This window comes from Pseudoalteromonas sp. 19-MNA-CIBAN-0066, assembly GCF_040308705.1.
In the GTDB taxonomy this organism is placed as follows: Bacteria; Pseudomonadota; Gammaproteobacteria; order Enterobacterales; family Alteromonadaceae; genus Pseudoalteromonas; species Pseudoalteromonas nigrifaciens.
This window is the reverse complement of sequence record NZ_JBEONZ010000029.1, coordinates 1-16,877: the sequence shown is the minus strand read 5'-3', so window position 1 is coordinate 16,877 and position 16,877 is coordinate 1. Positions and strand designations below refer to the sequence as shown.

Annotated in this window: 16 protein-coding genes; all 16 read left to right on the top strand. The window is 40.3% G+C overall.

All coding sequences use genetic code 11. The annotated features are described in order from the left end of the window. Positions 1–46 precede the first annotated feature (46 nt). Complete coding sequence (mnmE, locus tag AAEZ18_RS14445) at positions 47–1,411, top strand: tRNA uridine-5-carboxymethylaminomethyl(34) synthesis GTPase MnmE (RefSeq protein WP_086996465.1); 1,365 nt, start codon at positions 47–49, stop codon at positions 1,409–1,411. Positions 1,412–2,445: 1,034 nt separating this feature from the next. Continuing rightward, positions 2,446–2,895, top strand: a complete 450-nt coding sequence (mioC, locus tag AAEZ18_RS14440; RefSeq protein ID WP_089368916.1) for an FMN-binding protein MioC — start codon at positions 2,446–2,448, stop codon at positions 2,893–2,895. A 426-nt stretch (positions 2,896–3,321) separates the two neighbouring features. Next, positions 3,322–5,211: a tRNA uridine-5-carboxymethylaminomethyl(34) synthesis enzyme MnmG gene (gene mnmG, locus AAEZ18_RS14435; protein ID WP_011329637.1), complete on the top strand. Its 1,890-nt coding sequence runs from the start codon at positions 3,322–3,324 to the stop codon at positions 5,209–5,211. Between the two features lie 15 nt (positions 5,212–5,226). Continuing rightward, positions 5,227–5,847 carry a 16S rRNA (guanine(527)-N(7))-methyltransferase RsmG gene (gene rsmG / locus AAEZ18_RS14430; RefSeq protein ID WP_011329636.1) on the top strand — a complete coding sequence of 207 codons (621 nt, stop codon included), beginning with the start codon at positions 5,227–5,229 and terminating at the stop codon, positions 5,845–5,847. Positions 5,848–5,861: 14 nt separating this feature from the next. Beyond that, positions 5,862–6,647: a ParA family protein gene (locus AAEZ18_RS14425; RefSeq protein WP_011329635.1), complete on the top strand. Its 786-nt coding sequence runs from the start codon at positions 5,862–5,864 to the stop codon at positions 6,645–6,647. Between the two features lie 20 nt (positions 6,648–6,667). After that, positions 6,668–7,594, top strand: a complete 927-nt coding sequence (locus AAEZ18_RS14420; protein ID WP_086996472.1) for a ParB/RepB/Spo0J family partition protein — start codon at positions 6,668–6,670, stop codon at positions 7,592–7,594. Between the two features lie 142 nt (positions 7,595–7,736). Then, positions 7,737–8,117 (top strand): ATP synthase subunit I, encoded by a 381-nt coding sequence (locus tag AAEZ18_RS14415; protein ID WP_350595002.1) that lies wholly within the window; start codon positions 7,737–7,739, stop codon positions 8,115–8,117. Positions 8,118–8,131: 14 nt separating this feature from the next. Next, entirely contained in the window at positions 8,132–8,989 is an 858-nt protein-coding gene (gene atpB, locus AAEZ18_RS14410; protein WP_011329632.1) for a F0F1 ATP synthase subunit A, read from the top strand. Positions 8,990–9,048: 59 nt separating this feature from the next. Next, complete coding sequence (gene atpE / locus AAEZ18_RS14405) at positions 9,049–9,282, top strand: F0F1 ATP synthase subunit C (RefSeq protein WP_011329631.1); 234 nt, start codon at positions 9,049–9,051, stop codon at positions 9,280–9,282. A 41-nt stretch (positions 9,283–9,323) separates the two neighbouring features. Further along, positions 9,324–9,794 (top strand): F0F1 ATP synthase subunit B, encoded by a 471-nt coding sequence (atpF, locus tag AAEZ18_RS14400; protein WP_011329630.1) that lies wholly within the window; start codon positions 9,324–9,326, stop codon positions 9,792–9,794. Positions 9,795–9,810: 16 nt separating this feature from the next. Then, a complete protein-coding gene (gene atpH / locus AAEZ18_RS14395) occupies positions 9,811–10,344 on the top strand; it encodes a F0F1 ATP synthase subunit delta (RefSeq protein ID WP_011329629.1) in 534 nt (177 codons plus the stop codon). Between the two features lie 14 nt (positions 10,345–10,358). Beyond that, positions 10,359–11,900, top strand: a complete 1,542-nt coding sequence (atpA, locus tag AAEZ18_RS14390) for a F0F1 ATP synthase subunit alpha (RefSeq protein ID WP_011329628.1) — start codon at positions 10,359–10,361, stop codon at positions 11,898–11,900. Positions 11,901–11,960: 60 nt separating this feature from the next. After that, positions 11,961–12,821 carry a F0F1 ATP synthase subunit gamma gene (gene atpG / locus AAEZ18_RS14385; protein WP_011329627.1) on the top strand — a complete coding sequence of 287 codons (861 nt, stop codon included), beginning with the start codon at positions 11,961–11,963 and terminating at the stop codon, positions 12,819–12,821. Positions 12,822–12,854: 33 nt separating this feature from the next. Then, entirely contained in the window at positions 12,855–14,240 is a 1,386-nt protein-coding gene (gene atpD / locus AAEZ18_RS14380) for a F0F1 ATP synthase subunit beta (RefSeq protein WP_011329626.1), read from the top strand. Between the two features lie 14 nt (positions 14,241–14,254). Further along, positions 14,255–14,677: a F0F1 ATP synthase subunit epsilon gene (locus AAEZ18_RS14375; RefSeq protein WP_011329625.1), complete on the top strand. Its 423-nt coding sequence runs from the start codon at positions 14,255–14,257 to the stop codon at positions 14,675–14,677. 297 nt (positions 14,678–14,974) lie between these two features. Continuing rightward, entirely contained in the window at positions 14,975–16,333 is a 1,359-nt protein-coding gene (gene glmU / locus AAEZ18_RS14370; RefSeq protein WP_350595000.1) for a bifunctional UDP-N-acetylglucosamine diphosphorylase/glucosamine-1-phosphate N-acetyltransferase GlmU, read from the top strand. The last annotated feature ends 544 nt before the right edge of the window (positions 16,334–16,877 follow it).

The following is a 16,877-nucleotide window of genomic DNA, read 5'->3' as shown; positions in this document are numbered from 1 at the left end:
GTTACAATACCGCCATAAAGTTACTCATTGTTGGCAAATTAATAGCATGATCAATCAAGACACAATTGCAGCACAAGCAACAGCCCCCGGACGTGGTGGTGTTGGTATTATTCGCGTTTCAGGCAGCCTTGCTAAAAGTGTTGCCGAAAAAGTAGTAGGTAAAATACCTAAAGTTCGCTACGCCGATTATGTGCCATTTAAAAGCCTTGCTGGCGAGCAACTTGATCAAGGTATTGCCATTTACTTTGCCGGCCCTAACTCATTCACTGGTGAAGATGTACTTGAACTACAAGGCCACGGCGGTCCTGTAGTACTGGATATGTTACTTAAAGAAATTAGTAAAATAGAGGGCGTTCGTTTAGCAAAGCCTGGGGAGTTTTCTGAACGTGCATTTATGAATGACAAGCTTGATTTAACACAAGCAGAAGCCATCGCCGATTTAATTAATGCAACCTCAGAGCAAGCCGCTAAAAGTGCCCTACAGTCTCTCCAAGGTGAATTTTCTAAGCACATAGAAACACTTGTAGAAAAAGTAATTCACTTGCGTATGTACGTAGAAGCCGCAATTGATTTTCCCGATGAAGAAATCGATTTTTTATCTGACGGTAAAGTTTCTGGCGATTTAGATGCCATTATTGCCCAGCTCAATACGGTAACCGATCAAGCTAAGCAAGGCAGCATAATGCGCGAAGGTATGCGGGTTGTTATTGCCGGTCGCCCTAATGCGGGTAAATCAAGCTTATTAAATGCCCTTGCTGGGCGCGAAGCCGCTATTGTAACCGAAATTGCCGGCACTACACGTGACGTACTACGTGAACATATACATATAGATGGCATGCCACTGCATATTATAGACACAGCAGGTCTGCGTGAAAGCCCTGATTTAGTAGAACAAATAGGTATTGAGCGCGCATGGGATGAAATAAACCAAGCCGACCGAGTGCTGTTTATGCTTGATGGAACCGACACTATTGATACTGATCCCCATAAAATTTGGCCAGAATTTATGGCTAAATTACCCGTTGGATTAGGGGTTACAGTGATTAGAAATAAAGCCGATTTATCGGGCGATGTTGTTGGTATGGAGCAAAATCAGCAATACCCGGTCATCAGTTTAAGTGCTAAAAATGCCGATGGTATTGAGCTGGTTCGCGAGCATTTAAAAGCCTGTATTGGTTTTGATGGTGCAACAGAAGGCGGCTTTATGGCACGTCGTCGCCACCTTGATGCGCTTGAGCATGCAGCGTACCACTTAGATACAGGTAAAGCTCAGTTAGAAATGCATATAGCGGGCGAAATACTCGCCGAAGAATTGCGTTTAACCCAGCAATATCTAAACGAAATTACCGGTGAATTCACCTCAGATGACCTACTTGGAAAAATATTTAGCTCGTTTTGTATTGGTAAATAAGTTGCCAAATATATTTTAAAGAGCCCTAGAGGCTCTTTTTTATTGTCAAAATCCCCTGCTTTCACTACCTATTTCCTCCCTAAAAACAGCTTTATTGCGCTAATATTAATGCCTGATAAGAGCTGGCCAGTCTTTATTTGTTAGAGTAATGTCGTTTTAACTAAAAATAATGCCACTTTAATAGCTATAAAATGGCTAATTTATAGCATTAATGCAGTCTGTTTTTTACAAAACAGACTGCTATTTTAACTGCAGTGGATCAATTTTACGGTGGCTATTATGGTAATACTTCCTATTAAAATAGCCTTAATTAAGCTTAAGAACTGCAATATATGTTTATAATTCATTCAATATAGGAGCCTACTTTAGGCTTTTATTGACTCTAAATTACGCATATTTATAAAATTGAGTAGAGCAACACAACACCAAGTAAGCGTGAATTATATTTTTGGTCGGCCAAGTTAGCTAAAATTAATGATGATCTGCGCTGAAAAAATAAATAATCTCAGATCAGTTATCCACAATTAGCCTTTATTACCTTTTATAGAGACTTAAATTTCCGTATTTAACTAAGTAAATATCCTAGATCCGCCATTAAAACTAACTATTTACTGTTAATTGACTCATTTAATAAAAAGATCAGCTTTATTTGATCTCATTTAAATTTATTTTATGATCTAAATAGCACTTATCAACAGGCATTCTATCCACATTATGATCAGGGTATATATTATTGCTTAATAAGCTCTATTTAAGCATTTTCATATTCTTTAAATCAATAACTTAGCGATCAATCATAAATAAAAAAGTGGCTTTAAACAGAGCTTTCCCCACTGTTATCAACAACTTGATCAGAAGATTACATTTAAAGATTATTTGTTAAACCCTATTTAATCAACAACTTGAGTCGTTATAAATAACCAAGGCTAAAATTACAGCTAAAATAGTTATACAAAAAAGCACTCTTAACTTTACTGTTATACAAACTCAGTTATTATGAGCGGCAATTAAAAGCTATGTGATCACAAAAATTAATGAGTGCAGTAAATATTATTATTGGCAGCCAAATGGGATCCGCTGAATATGTTGCAGAACAATTAGCTGATCAACTTAATGCTCAAAGTATTAGTACGCAACTACATGAACAGCCTGTATTTAACGATATAGATCAGCAAAATACTATTTGGTTAATATGTACATCCACTTATGGTGCAGGGGATTACCCTGAAAATCTGATTAGCTTTATTGACGATTTAACACAAGCTGATGATTTATCTAATATAAAATACTCAGTCATTGGTTTAGGCGATACCAGTTACGATACTTATAACCTTGCTGGGCGCAATATAGATGAGTTATTAGCACAAAAAGGTGCACTTAGAGTAGCCGAACGCTTAGAGCTTAATATTCTTGATGAAGCGCTACCAGAGGATACTGCACTGGCCTGGCTTGACTCTTGGCTAGCTAAAACAGGCTTAAATTAATAGATCAAGCTAAAAAACCAAATTAAAGTTACCCACAATTTACTAATAATTTAATAGTTTTTGTGGATAAACACTGATTAAACTGCGTTTATAGCTATGCTTATCCATTGGATAAGATCCGGTTGATATTGCCCTGTGCATAAAGTGCCTTTTTGATCAGAGCTTATTCGCTAGATGATCCGATCATGTTCACAACTTTAGATCTGATCTAATCGCATGTTTTAAATAAAGATCTAAACCTTATCAACAGAAAAGTGCTTCAGTAGTAGTAATAGTAATAAAAGATCTCTTTAAAAGATCCTTTATATTATTAGAGATCACACACTTAGATCTTGACCGCTGTTAATCATTTATCTTCTGCTAAATTCTAGGTAGAATACGCTCCCTTTTGAAGTTTACTGGTTTGATTTAAGTAGGATCCCATTAATGATTTTTCACGAAAATTTTGACGTTATCGTAGTAGGTGGTGGACATGCTGGCACTGAAGCCGCATTGGCAGCCGCACGTATGGGGATGAATACCCTGCTGCTAACTCACAATATGGATACCCTTGGTCAAATGTCATGTAACCCAGCAATTGGTGGCATTGGCAAAGGTCACTTAGTTAAAGAAATTGACGCTCTAGGTGGTGCAATGGCACAGGCCATTGACAAAGGCGGGATCCAATTTCGCACACTTAATTCTTCAAAAGGCCCAGCCGTTCGTGCAACCCGAGCACAGGCTGATCGCGCTTTGTACAAAGCGGCAATTCAAACAACATTGCAAAACCAAGATAACTTAAAGATTTTTCAACAATCGTGTGATGATCTTATTGTTGAAAACGATCGTGTTACTGGTGTGGTTACCCAAATGGGTTTACGTTTTAGTGCTCCAAGTGTTGTGCTAACCGTAGGTACTTTTTTAGGTGGCCAAATACATATAGGTTTAGAAAACTTTAAAGGTGGTCGTGCAGGCGATCCTCCTTCAATTGCATTGGCTGATCGTTTACGTGAATTACCTTTTAGAGTGGATCGTTTAAAAACCGGTACTCCACCACGTATTGATGCCCGTACTGTTGATTTTAGTAAAATGCAAGAACAAGCAGGTGATACGCCTATACCGGTATTTTCATTTATGGGTAAACCAAGTGATCACCCACAACAAATACCGTGTTACATCACCTTTACTAATGAAAAGACCCATGATGTTATTCGTAAAAACTTACATCGCTCGCCAATGTATGGTGGTGTTATTGAAGGCATAGGCCCGCGCTACTGCCCTTCTATTGAAGATAAAATTGTTCGTTTTGCTGATAAAGACAAACATCAAATTTTTGTTGAGCCAGAAGGTTTAACATCATATGAGTTATACCCAAATGGTATTTCGACCAGTTTACCGTTTGATGTGCAAATTGAAATTGTGCAATCTATTACTGGCTTTGAAAACGCTCATATTTGTCGTCCTGGTTATGCTATTGAATATGACTTTTTTGATCCGCGCGATTTAAAACGTTCATTAGAAACTAAATTTATTGATGGCTTATTTTTTGCGGGCCAAATAAATGGTACTACCGGTTATGAAGAAGCGGGTGCTCAAGGTTTAATTGCAGGTATGAATGCTGCTTTAAAAGTTCAGGGTAAAGAGTCTTGGACTCCACGTCGTGACGAAGCTTATGTGGGTGTACTTATTGACGACTTAACTACTTTGGGAACGAAAGAACCTTATCGTATGTTTACTAGCCGTGCTGAATACCGTTTATTATTACGTGAAGATAATGCCGATATTCGTTTAACTGAAAAAGGCCGCGAATTAGGCTTAGTGAATGACGAACGTTGGCAGGCATATAACGAAAAAATGGAAGTGATCGCTAAAGAGAAACAGCGTATTAAAGATACCTGGATCCACAAAGATCATACTATGATAGATCAAGTTAATGCATTGCTAAAAACGCCATTAACGCGTGAAGCTAGTTTAGAGGAATTATTACGTCGTCCTGAAATTCGTTATAACGATCTAATGGCAATTGACGGCTTAGGATCTGAATTTACTAATCAAGCCGCGCTTGAACAAGTTGAGATCCATACAAAGTACGCAGGTTATATTGTGCGCCAGCAAGATGAGATCAATAAACAGTTACGCCATGAGCAAACAATTTTACCAAAAGAGTTTGATTATAAAACCGTATCGGGTTTATCAAATGAGGTTGTTGCTAAGCTGATTGATGCTCGTCCAGACACTATTGGTCAAGCTTCGCGTATTTCTGGTATCACCCCAGCGGCGATTTCGTTATTATTGGTGTATCTGAAGAAGCAAGGCTTGTTACGCAAATCTGCATAACGGCGAGGGTACCTAGTGTTACAGCAACAATTAACTACATTGTTAGCGCAAACTAATATTGCGCTAACCGAAAAACAACAGCAACAGCTGGTTCGTTACGTTGAGTTATTAACTAAGTGGAACAAAGCTTATAATTTAACCTCAGTACGCTTACCTGAAGAAATGATGGTTAAGCACATAATGGACAGCTTAGTTGTTGCACCTCATTTACCCGGTCATCATTATATTGATGTAGGAACTGGCCCTGGCTTACCTGGTATTGTATTAGCAATTGCATTACCTAACACTCATTTTGTGTTACTTGATAGTTTAGGTAAACGTGTGCGTTTTTTAATGCATGTTAAACATGAGCTAGGACTTGATAACGTCACTCCGGTGCAGTCAAGAGTTGAAGAATATCAGCCAAGTGTTAAATTAGATGGTGTACTCAGTCGCGCATTTGCTTCATTGCAAGATATGGTTGACTGGTGTGGACACTTAATTGATCATTCAGGAAAATTTATTGCCCTTAAAGGTGTGTTCCCTAGCGAAGAGCTAGAGTCATTACCGACTGGCGTTAAGTTTGAGCAAAAAATTGCATTAGAAGTACCTAATTTAGATGCACAACGACATTTAATTATTCTTTCTAAAGACTAGGGATCAGAGACACTGTGGCAAAAGTCATCGCATTAGCAAATCAAAAAGGTGGTGTAGGTAAAACTACAACCGCTGTTAACCTCGCTGCATCTATGGCTGCAACAAAACGAAAAGTGTTGTTAATTGATCTCGATCCGCAAGGTAATGCCACTATGGGTAGTGGCGTAGATAAGTATGGCGACGTGCCAACTATTTACGATTTGCTGATAGAAAACAAGCCAATTGAAGAGGTTATAATTAAAGAAACCTCTGGTGAATATCATATGATTGCTGCAAATGGTGATGTAACCGCTGCAGAAGTAAAATTAATGGAATTATTTGCCCGCGAAGTACGTTTGCGTAATGCGCTGGAAAAAATTCAAGACCAATATGAATTCATTTTTATCGACTGCCCTCCTTCTTTAAATATGTTAACAGTAAATGCCATGGCTGCAGCCGACTCTATTTTAGTCCCTATGCAATGTGAATATTATGCGTTAGAAGGTTTAACCGCATTAATGGACACCATTACGCAACTTGCCAAGTTAGTTAATCCTAAGCTACAAATTGAAGGCATACTTCGTACTATGTACGATCCGCGTAATCGATTAGCTAATGATGTATCAGAACAATTAAAACAACATTTTGGCGATAAAGTTTACCGCACAGTGATCCCGCGTAATGTTCGCTTAGCCGAGGCACCAAGTTTTGGTGCACCAGCGATGTATTATGACCGGGCATCAAGTGGTGCTAAAGCATATTTAGCACTGGCTGGTGAAATGTTACGCAGAAAAGAAAAAACAACGCCAGTTGTCGCCTAACTTTGAGGTAAAAAAATAATATGTCTGCTAAAAAAAGAGGTTTAGGCCGAGGACTCGATGCGCTGTTAAGTTCATCAAAACCTGCACCAACAAGTAGCAATGAGCAAAATTCGTCAAATACAACTGACATTATGCACAATGTAACGCAATCTCAACAAAGCGAATTACAAAAATTACCGATCGAATTTTTACACTCGGGTAAATATCAACCGCGTAAAGATATGTCGGAAGAAGCATTAGAAGAGTTAGCTAGTTCAATTCGTGCGCAAGGCATTATTCAGCCAATTGTAGTGCGCCCTATTGCTCAAAATAGCTATGAAATTATTGCCGGTGAACGTCGTTGGCGTGCAGCACAAATAGCTAAGCTTGATACTGTACCTTGTATTATTAAAGATGTACCCGATGAAGCTGCGGTTGCTATTGCTTTAATAGAAAATATTCAGCGTGAAGATTTAAATGCCATGGAAGAAGCGGTTGCTTTAAACCGTTTACTAAATGAGTTTGAATTAACCCATCAACAAGTAGCCGATGCCGTTGGTAAATCTCGTACTACAGTGACTAATTTATTGCGTTTAAATAATTTAAATAATGACGTAAAAACATTGTTAGAACACGGCGATATTGAAATGGGCCACGCTCGTTGTTTATTAGCGCTTGAGGGAGATACGCAATCTGATGCGGCGCGTTTAGCTGTGGCTAAAGCACTTACAGTGCGAGAAACCGAAAAGCTTGTACGTTCAATTTTAGAGCCTGTAGCCGCTAAAGAAGCAACAGAAAAAGATCCAGATGTTAAACAGTTAGAGCAACAACTCGCTGAAAACATAGGTGCCAAAGTAGAAATAAACTATAACAAAAAAGGCAAAGGTAAGTTGGTTATTTCTTACACAAACCTTGATGAATTAGATGGCATTTTAAACCGTATCAACCAAGACTATTCCCAGCATTAATAAATAACATGTCTAAAATGAGACAATTGTCGTTATTTTACACCACAATACAGCTACTCAAGTTGCAAAACTGGCAGGATTAAGTATAATTTCGCCAGTTTTCATACCCTGACAATTAGAACGCCATTAAGGTTAACTAAACGTGACGAATAAGTTAGCAAGACCGTATAGGCTTGCCGCATTGAAATTAATTCTTCTGCAGGGAGTAGTAGCGTTAGTTACTACAATAATTATTTTTTTAGGTTGGGGAATAAATGCCGGGCTATCAGCATTTGCTGGAGGCACCGTAGCAGTACTCCCCCACTTAGTATTTGCCCTCTACGCATTCAGATATATGGGTGCGAGTAAAGCAAATCAAGCGTATGCCTCGTTAAAACGCGGCAACGGACTAAAATTTATGCTAACAATCATATTGTTCGCGCTAATACTAAAGCTTTACCCGGTAGTGTTACTGCCTTTTTTTAGTGCTTATGTGTTGGTGTTGTTTACTGGATTGTTTGCACCCGTTTTTTTTAAACATTAACTTTGGGATATAACATGGCTGCAGAAGAAGTTACTCTATCTAGCCATATTCAGCACCACTTGACCAATGCGAAGATGTGTTCGACCGATGCCGGTTTAGCCTTCAATAAAGCATGTGCGGATAGTGGATTCTGGACATGGCATGTGGATACCCTCGCATGGTCTATCGGATTAGGTCTAATATTTTTATGGATCTTCCGTAGTGCCGCAAAAAAATCAACACTTGGTGTACCAGGAAAATTTCAGTGTTTTATTGAAATTATCGTTGAGTTCGTTGGCGACAACGTACGCGATACCTTCCACGGTAAAAGTAAGCTTATTGCGCCATTAGCCCTAACGATATTCGTTTGGGTGTTCTTAATGAACTTAATGGACTTAATCCCGGTTGACTTTTTACCATCATTTGCAGGTTTCGTTGGTGAAACAGCATTCGGTATGGACTCACACGACGTGTACATGAAAATTGTACCGACTACCGATATTAATATGACCTCTGCACTTGCGCTGGGTGTATTTATTTTAATGGTTGGTTTTGCAATAAAAATCAAAGGCATTGGCGGCTTTATTAAAGAACTAACGCTTCACCCGTTTAGCTCTAATAACGTGTTTGTGCAAATTTTATTGATTCCTTTCAACTTGTTACTTGAGCTTATCGCATTGGTTTCTAAGCCATTTTCGTTAGCACTACGTTTATTTGGTAACTTGTATGCAGGTGAATTGATTTTCATCTTGATTGGCGCAATTGGTTTTATGCAGTTACCACTGCACTTTGTATGGGCAGTATTCCATATCTTAGTTATTACACTGCAAGCATTCTTATTTATGATGCTGACCATTGTTTACCTAAGCATGGCAAGTTCAGATAATCACTAATTTATAATCTTTACCTTTAATATTTAACTTTAATTACAATTGAAACTTTGGAGAAAAAAATGGAACTAGTATTAGGTCTTAAGTACATCGCAGTAGCTTTACTAATTGGCTTCGGTGCAATCGGTACAGCAGTTGGTTTTGGTAACATGGGCGGTAAATTCCTTGAAGCATGTGCGCGTCAACCTGAGCTTGCACCTTCGCTACAAGTTAAAATGTTTATCCTTGCTGGTCTAATCGATGCTGTAGCAATGATTGGTGTTGGTATCGCTATGGTATTGTTGTTCGTACTTTAATTTTATTTTTTGAACAGCTTACTATTTAAGGAGGAGCGGTTGTGAATTTAAACGCCACTCTTATCGGTGAATTGATTGCGTTTACGGTGTTCGTACTTTTTTGTATGAAGTTCGTATGGCCACCACTAAACGGTGCAATTGAAGCTCGCCAGAAAAAAATCGAAGATGGTTTAGCTGCCTCTGATAGAGCCGAAAAAGACTTAGAACTAGCGCAAAAGAAAGCTGCAGAACAGCTTAAAGATGCCAAAGTTCAAGCGGCTGATATCATAGACCAAGCTAAAAAGCGTGCTGTGCTAATTGTTGACGAAGAGACAGTTCGTGGTCAACAAGAGCGTGAAAAAATCATTGCTCAAGGGCACTCTGAAATTGAATCAGAGCGTAACCGTGTGACAGAAGAGCTACGTAAGCAAGTAGCAACTCTGGCAGTGGTTGGCGCACAGAGAATTTTAGAGCGTGAAATTAATCAAGCTGCACATAGTGACATCGTTGAAAAACTTGTCGCTGAGCTGTAACTAGGAGGGTATGAGCATGTCTGAATTGACTACTATCGCTCGCCCATACGCTAAAGCGGCTTTTGAACTTGCCGTTGAAAAAGGCACTATTGAAAGTTGGAACGAGATGTTATTTTTTGCTGGCCACGTTGCTAGCAATGAAAAAGCATCTGCGCTTCTAGCGGGTATGCCTACTGCTACTACACAAGCTGAATTATTTATTCAAATTTGTGCTGAGCAGCTCAACGAACAAGGTCAGAACCTAGTTAAGGTGATGGCTGAAAATGGACGTTTGATCGCACTACCAGCAGTTGCACAGTTATTTGCTAAATTTAAAGCAGAATACGACAAAGAAATCGACGTTGATGTGATTTCGGCAACCCCTCTTGTTGCAGCGCAACAAGAGTCATTGGTAGCGGCACTTGAAAAACGTTTCGCACGCAAAGTTAAGCTGAATTGTAGTGAAGACGCAGCAGTAGTTGGAGGCCTTATTATTAAGGCGGGTGACACTGTAATCGACGGCTCTATTCGCGGTAAATTAAACCGCTTAGCCACAACACTACAATCGTAATTGGGAAAAAGAGCATGCAACTTAATTCCACTGAAATTTCAGATCTGATCAAACAACGTATTGAGCAGTTCGAAGTTGTAAGTGAAGCTCGTAACGAAGGTACTATTGTATCTGTTACAGACGGTATCATCCGCATCCACGGTCTAGCTGACTGTATGCAAGGTGAGATGATTGAGCTTCCAGGCAACCGTTATGCTATCGCACTAAACCTTGAGCGCGACTCAATTGGTGCAGTAGTAATGGGTCCGTACGCGGATCTTACTGAAGGCGTAAAAGTATATACAACTGGTCGTATTTTAGAAGTGCCTGTTGGTCCTGGTCTACTTGGTCGTGTTGTTAACACACTAGGTGCTCCGATCGATGGTAAAGGCGCGCTAGATAATGACGGGTTTGAACCTGTAGAAAAAATTGCACCAGGTGTAATCGAGCGTAAATCTGTAGATGAGCCAGTACAAACTGGTTATAAATCTATCGATGCGATGATTCCAGTTGGTCGTGGTCAACGTGAACTTATCATTGGTGACCGCCAAACAGGTAAAACTGCACTAGCAATCGATGCAATCATCAATCAAAAAGGCACAGGCGTTAAGTGTGTGTACGTTGCGATTGGTCAAAAAGCATCTACTATTGCTAACGTAGTTCGCAAATTAGAAGAGCACGGTGCATTAGCAAATACTATCGTAGTTGTTGCATCTGCTTCTGAATCAGCGGCACTTCAGTACTTAGCACCGTTCGCGGGCTGTACTATGGGTGAATACTTCCGTGACCGCGGTGAAAACGCTTTAATCGTATATGATGATTTGTCTAAGCAAGCAGTTGCTTATCGTCAAATTTCATTACTACTTAAGCGCCCACCAGGTCGTGAAGCATACCCAGGTGACGTATTCTATCTTCACTCTCGTCTTTTAGAACGTGCTTCGCGTGTAAACGCTGAATACGTTGAAAAGTTCACTAATGGTGAAGTGAAAGGTACAACTGGTTCATTGACGGCATTGCCAATCATTGAAACTCAAGGCGGCGACGTTTCTGCGTTCGTACCGACTAACGTTATCTCTATCACCGATGGTCAAATTTTCTTAGAAACTGACCTATTCAACTCAGGTATCCGTCCGGCAGTAAACGCTGGTATTTCGGTATCGCGTGTTGGTGGTGCTGCACAAACTAAAATCGTTAAGAAACTAGGTGGCGGTATTCGTCTAGCCCTAGCTCAGTACCGTGAATTAGCTGCGTTCTCGCAGTTCGCGTCTGACCTTGATGATGCAACTCGTGCTCAACTTGAGCATGGTGAGCGTGTAACAGAGCTAATGAAGCAGAAACAGTACGCGCCGATGTCTGTTGCTGAAATGTCTTTGTCGTTATTTGCTGCTGAAAAAGGTTTCCTTCAAGATATCGAGATCGCTAAGATCATGGATTTTGAAGCGGCTTTACTTTCGTATGCAAATAGCACATACGCAGAGCTTGTGGCTCAAATCAATGAAACTGGTAACTACAACGCCGAGATCGAAGCGCAACTTAAAGAACTTCTAACGAAGTTCAAGTCTACGCAAACTTGGTAATATAGTTATTAATGGTGCGCTTTAGGAAACTAAAGCACACCTTGATTCGGAGAGAGAGTCATGGCCAGCGGAAAAGAGATTAAAAGCAAGATCGGTAGTATTAAAAATACTCAAAAGATCACTAGCGCAATGGAAATGGTTGCTGCGTCTAAAATGAAAAGGGCGCAAGAACGCGTTGCTACAAGCCGTCCATACGCTGCAAAATTACGCACAGTGATTGGTCGTGTTGCTCAGGCAAATCTTGATTTTACCCACCCTTTTTTAGAAGAGCGTGAAGTAAAACGAGTTGGTTATATTGTTATCTCTACAGACCGTGGTCTGTGTGGCGGTTTAAACTCAAATGAGTTTAAAAAAGTTGCACTAGATATTAAAGCATGGAAAGAAAAAGGTGTAAGCGCAGAGTTTGCAACTTTAGGCAGTAAAGCTGCTGGTTTCTTCCAACGCTTTGGTGGTCAAGTCCTTGCTAAAAAAGCAGGCTTAGGAGATAAACCTTCAATTCAGGATATAATTGGTCCTGTAAAAGTAATGCTTGATGCATTCTCTGAAGGTAAAATTGACCGTTTATTCTTGGTATACAACAAGTTTGTAAATACCATGAAGCAAGAGCCAACAGTAGATCAGTTACTCCCTTTGCCAAAAGCTGAAGAAGAAGTATCTGCCCACACATGGGATTACTTGTATGAGCCAAACCCAGACGCTATTTTAGAAGCGTTGTTAGTACGGTTTGTTGAGTCTCAAGTATACCAAGGTGTAGTTGAAAATGCTGCATCTGAGCAGGCTGCCCGCATGGTTGCAATGAAAGCTGCAACAGACAATGCCGGCGACCTTATGGATGAGTTACAGCTTATTTATAACAAAGCTCGCCAAGCAGCAATCACACAAGAAATTAGTGAGATTTGTTCTGGTTCAGCAGCAGTTTAATGCTTCAGGCAAAGATTAACGAGAGGAATAGACATGAGTTTAGGTAAGGTCGTCCAAATTATCGGTGCCGTTGTGGATATTGAATTTCCACAAAACAACGTGCCAGCCGTATATGACGCGCTAAGAGTAACAGATGGCGATTTAACTGGGTTGACTCTAGAAGTTCAACAACAGTTAGGTGGCGGTGTGGTACGTACTATCGCTATGGGTACTACAGACGGTTTGCGTCGTGGTGCTTCGGTAATGAATACAGGTGAGTCGATTCAAGTTCCAGTTGGTAAAGCAACACTTGGTCGTATCATGAACGTACTTGGTGAGCCAATCGATGAAGCTGGCCCAATCGGCGAAGAAGACCGTATGTCTATTCACCGTGCAGCGCCTACTTACGAAGAGCAATCAAGTTCAGTTGAGCTTTTAGAAACTGGTATCAAGGTTATCGACCTTGTATGTCCATTCGCTAAAGGTGGTAAAGTTGGTTTATTCGGTGGTGCCGGTGTTGGTAAAACCGTAAACATGATGGAACTTATCCGTAACATCGCAATCGAGCACAGCGGCTACTCAGTATTCGCCGGTGTTGGTGAGCGTACACGTGAAGGTAACGATTTCTACCATGAGATGAACGATTCAAACGTACTTGATAAAGTATCGCTTGTATACGGTCAGATGAACGAGCCTCCAGGTAACCGTTTACGCGTAGCGTTAACAGGTCTTACTATGGCTGAAAAGTTCCGTGACGAAGGTCGCGATGTACTTTTCTTCGTAGATAACATCTACCGTTACACACTTGCTGGTACAGAAGTATCTGCACTTCTTGGTCGTATGCCATCAGCGGTAGGCTACCAGCCTACACTTGCTGAAGAAATGGGTGTATTACAAGAGCGTATTGCTTCTACTAAGACGGGTTCAATCACTTCAATCCAAGCGGTATACGTACCTGCGGATGATTTAACGGATCCATCTCCAGCAACTACCTTTGCTCACTTAGACGCAACTGTAGTACTTTCGCGTGATATCGCGTCACTTGGTATCTACCCAGCGGTAGACCCACTTGATTCATCTTCACGTCAACTTGACCCACAAGTAATTGGTCAAGAGCACTACGATACAGCACGTGGCGTTCAAACAGTTCTTCAGCGTTATAAAGAACTTAAAGACATCATTGCAATCCTAGGTATGGACGAGCTTTCTGACGAAGATAAGCAACTTGTATCTCGTGCACGTAAAATCCAACGTTTCCTATCTCAGCCATTCTTCGTGGCAGAGGTGTTTACAGGCGCGTCTGGTAAATACGTATCACTAAAAGATACAATTTCTGGCTTTAAAGGCATCTTAAACGGTGAATTTGATGACATGCCAGAGCAAGCGTTCTACATGGTTGGCTCTATCGAAGAAGCTCAAGAAAAAGCCAAAAGCATGTAACTTAGGAGGGGAGTATGGCAGCTATGACTGTACATCTTGATGTAGTAAGCGCAGAGCAGAGTTTGTTCTCTGGCCGTGTTGAATCGATTCAAGTTACTGGTAGTGAAGGTGAGTTAGGCGTTAATGCTGGTCACGCTCCACTACTTACTGCCCTTAAACCTGGTATGGTACGTTTAGTTAAGCAATTTGGTGAAGAAGAGTTCATCTACATTGCTGGCGGTACATTAGAAGTACAACCTAATCTAGTGACTGTTCTTGCTGATACAGCTGTTCGTGGTGAAGACCTTGACGAGCAAGCTGCAGAAGCTGCTAAACGTGACGCTGAAGCTCAAATGGCGAAAGGTGCATCTGCTGAACTTGATTATAATCAAGCCGCAGTGCAACTAGCTGAAGCAATTGCTCAGCTACGCATTATTCAGCAATTACGTAAAAAGTAAGCCTATCTGGTTTTTAAAAGCCCACATAACGTGGGCTTTTTTGTGCCTGTAATATAAATCAGCAATGTTATAAAAATTATAAATTTACTTTTTGTGCTCACTATTTATCCCTTGTTACTTATATCCATCACTAATCCCCGTTACAATAACGCCATTGAAGTGTCTGAGTGTTTCAGCCAAGATTCAGTAGTCAGTAATTAAGCTACTGAGTATTTGCACATGATGTGATTTACATAATCTACTGTGCACCAGTACGCGCTTATTTAGCTAAAACAACGAAAAAAGGAAATTGTTTTAATGTCTCTAACAACGGTTATTCTTGCAGCGGGTAAAGGTACTCGCATGCGCTCAGCGCTACCTAAAGTTCTTCATAAAGTGGCTGGCAAACCTATGGTGCAGCACGTTATTGATAACGCAAAAGCACTAGGTGCAACTACTACTAACTTAGTTTACGGTCATGGTGGCGAACTATTACAACAACAACTGGCCAACAACAACGTAAATTGGGTACTCCAAGCTGAGCAGTTAGGTACGGGTCATGCAGTAGCGCAAGCCAACTCTCATGTTAATGACGATGATACAGTGCTGATTTTATACGGTGACGTGCCTTTAACTAAGCAATCAACGCTTGAACGTTTATTAGCTGCGACACCTAAACATGGTTTAGCGGTATTAACCGTAAATTTAGCCAATCCAGATGGTTACGGACGTATGCTACGTGTTGATGGCAAGTTAGTGGGTATTGTTGAGCAAAAAGATGCCAGCCCAGAGCAATTACTTATTAGCGAAGTAAATACCGGTATTATGGCCGTTAATGGTCGATTGCTAAAAAGCTGGTTAGGCAACTTATCTAACAATAATGCACAAGGCGAATATTACCTAACCGACATAGTGGCAATGGCGCATAGCGAAGGTGTCGAAATTACATCAGCTCAGCCAGATCACCCAATGGAAGTAGAAGGCGCTAATAATCGTATACAACTAGCTGGCCTTGAACGTGCGTACCAAGCATGGCAAGCACAAGAATTAATGCTTAATGGGGCAACACTTGCCGATCCTGCCCGTATAGATGTTCGCGGAACAGTCACCACCGGTGAAGATGTACTAATAGATATAAACGTGATTTTTGAAGGCAAAGTGACTATAGGTCATAACGTTGAAATTGGACCAAACTGTGTGCTCAAAAACTGCAGCATTGGCGATAACGTTATAATAAAAGCTAATACACTCATAGAAGATGCAACAGTTGCTGCTAAATGTACGCTTGGTCCCTATGCCCGCCTTCGCCCAGGTGCAATTATGGAAGAAGACTCACATGTTGGTAACTTCGTCGAAATGAAAAAAACCCGTTTAGGTAAAGGCTCTAAAGCTAATCACTTAAGTTACCTAGGTGATGCTGAAATTGGCGAAAAGGTTAATATTGGCGCGGGTACTATTACCTGTAACTATGACGGCGTTAATAAAGCAAAAACCATTATTGGCAACAATGCCTTTATTGGTTCTAACTCATCGCTTGTTGCACCCGTAAATATTGGTGCAATGGCAACAATTGGTGCAGGCTCTGTTATTACGAATACAGTAGCAGATGAGCAACTAGCTATTTCTCGAGGCAAACAGCGTAATTTAGATGGCTGGAAACGCCCAGTTAAAAAATAACGACTTATATTTAGTTAAAAAGTATAAGTAGATAGAAGCGAGTTATTAACTCGCTTTTTTATTGTCTGAACGATATGAGCCCCCTACTCTACATCAGATATTTAACTGAGTATTTTGCTAAACCTTAAAAGGTGCAAAGTACCGGCTCTTAATTTATTTAGAGCTACTCAGTAAAGTACTATAACTAAGCCGCATTTAATTATTTAAACATAACATTTAAACTAAACAACCTACCTTCTACCTAGCGTAACTATAACTTCCCTATTACTGCCATTTATTTGGTGCTTTTTTAAGCTTAAACTTCATTGCAAGCCTTTGTTTGTATGCCTTTTATACAATATTCATTTAATTGTCATAAAGCGGAAATAAAGTGTTGACCCTCACTCGTTTATCCCTATAATGCGACCCCACTGAGAAGGGATATGGCGACGCGCAGCGGACAACGCATAGCGAGGCAGCAACTACTCAGAGAGTTAAATAAAACTTCGGTTTTAAATCTTCCAAAAAGAAAGTTTAAAACTAAGTGTTGACTCGAAAAATAAAG

Excerpts from the sequence above, each read along its gene's own strand:
- mnmE (WP_086996465.1), top strand. The coding sequence starts at position 47 with ATGATCAATCAAGACACAATTGCAGCACAAGCAACAGCCCCCGGACGT.
- atpE (WP_011329631.1), top strand. The coding sequence starts at position 9,049 with ATGGAACTAGTATTAGGTCTTAAGTACATCGCAGTAGCTTTACTAATT.
- atpH (WP_011329629.1), top strand. The coding sequence starts at position 9,811 with ATGTCTGAATTGACTACTATCGCTCGCCCATACGCTAAAGCGGCTTTT.
- AAEZ18_RS14420 (WP_086996472.1), top strand. The coding sequence starts at position 6,668 with ATGTCTGCTAAAAAAAGAGGTTTAGGCCGAGGACTCGATGCGCTGTTA.
- atpD (WP_011329626.1), top strand. The coding sequence starts at position 12,855 with ATGAGTTTAGGTAAGGTCGTCCAAATTATCGGTGCCGTTGTGGATATT.
- mioC (WP_089368916.1), top strand. The coding sequence starts at position 2,446 with ATGAGTGCAGTAAATATTATTATTGGCAGCCAAATGGGATCCGCTGAA.
- glmU (WP_350595000.1), top strand. The coding sequence starts at position 14,975 with ATGTCTCTAACAACGGTTATTCTTGCAGCGGGTAAAGGTACTCGCATG.
- atpB (WP_011329632.1), top strand. The coding sequence starts at position 8,132 with ATGGCTGCAGAAGAAGTTACTCTATCTAGCCATATTCAGCACCACTTG.
- atpA (WP_011329628.1), top strand. The coding sequence starts at position 10,359 with ATGCAACTTAATTCCACTGAAATTTCAGATCTGATCAAACAACGTATT.
- atpG (WP_011329627.1), top strand. The coding sequence starts at position 11,961 with ATGGCCAGCGGAAAAGAGATTAAAAGCAAGATCGGTAGTATTAAAAAT.
- AAEZ18_RS14375 (WP_011329625.1), top strand. The coding sequence starts at position 14,255 with ATGGCAGCTATGACTGTACATCTTGATGTAGTAAGCGCAGAGCAGAGT.
- mnmG (WP_011329637.1), top strand. The coding sequence starts at position 3,322 with ATGATTTTTCACGAAAATTTTGACGTTATCGTAGTAGGTGGTGGACAT.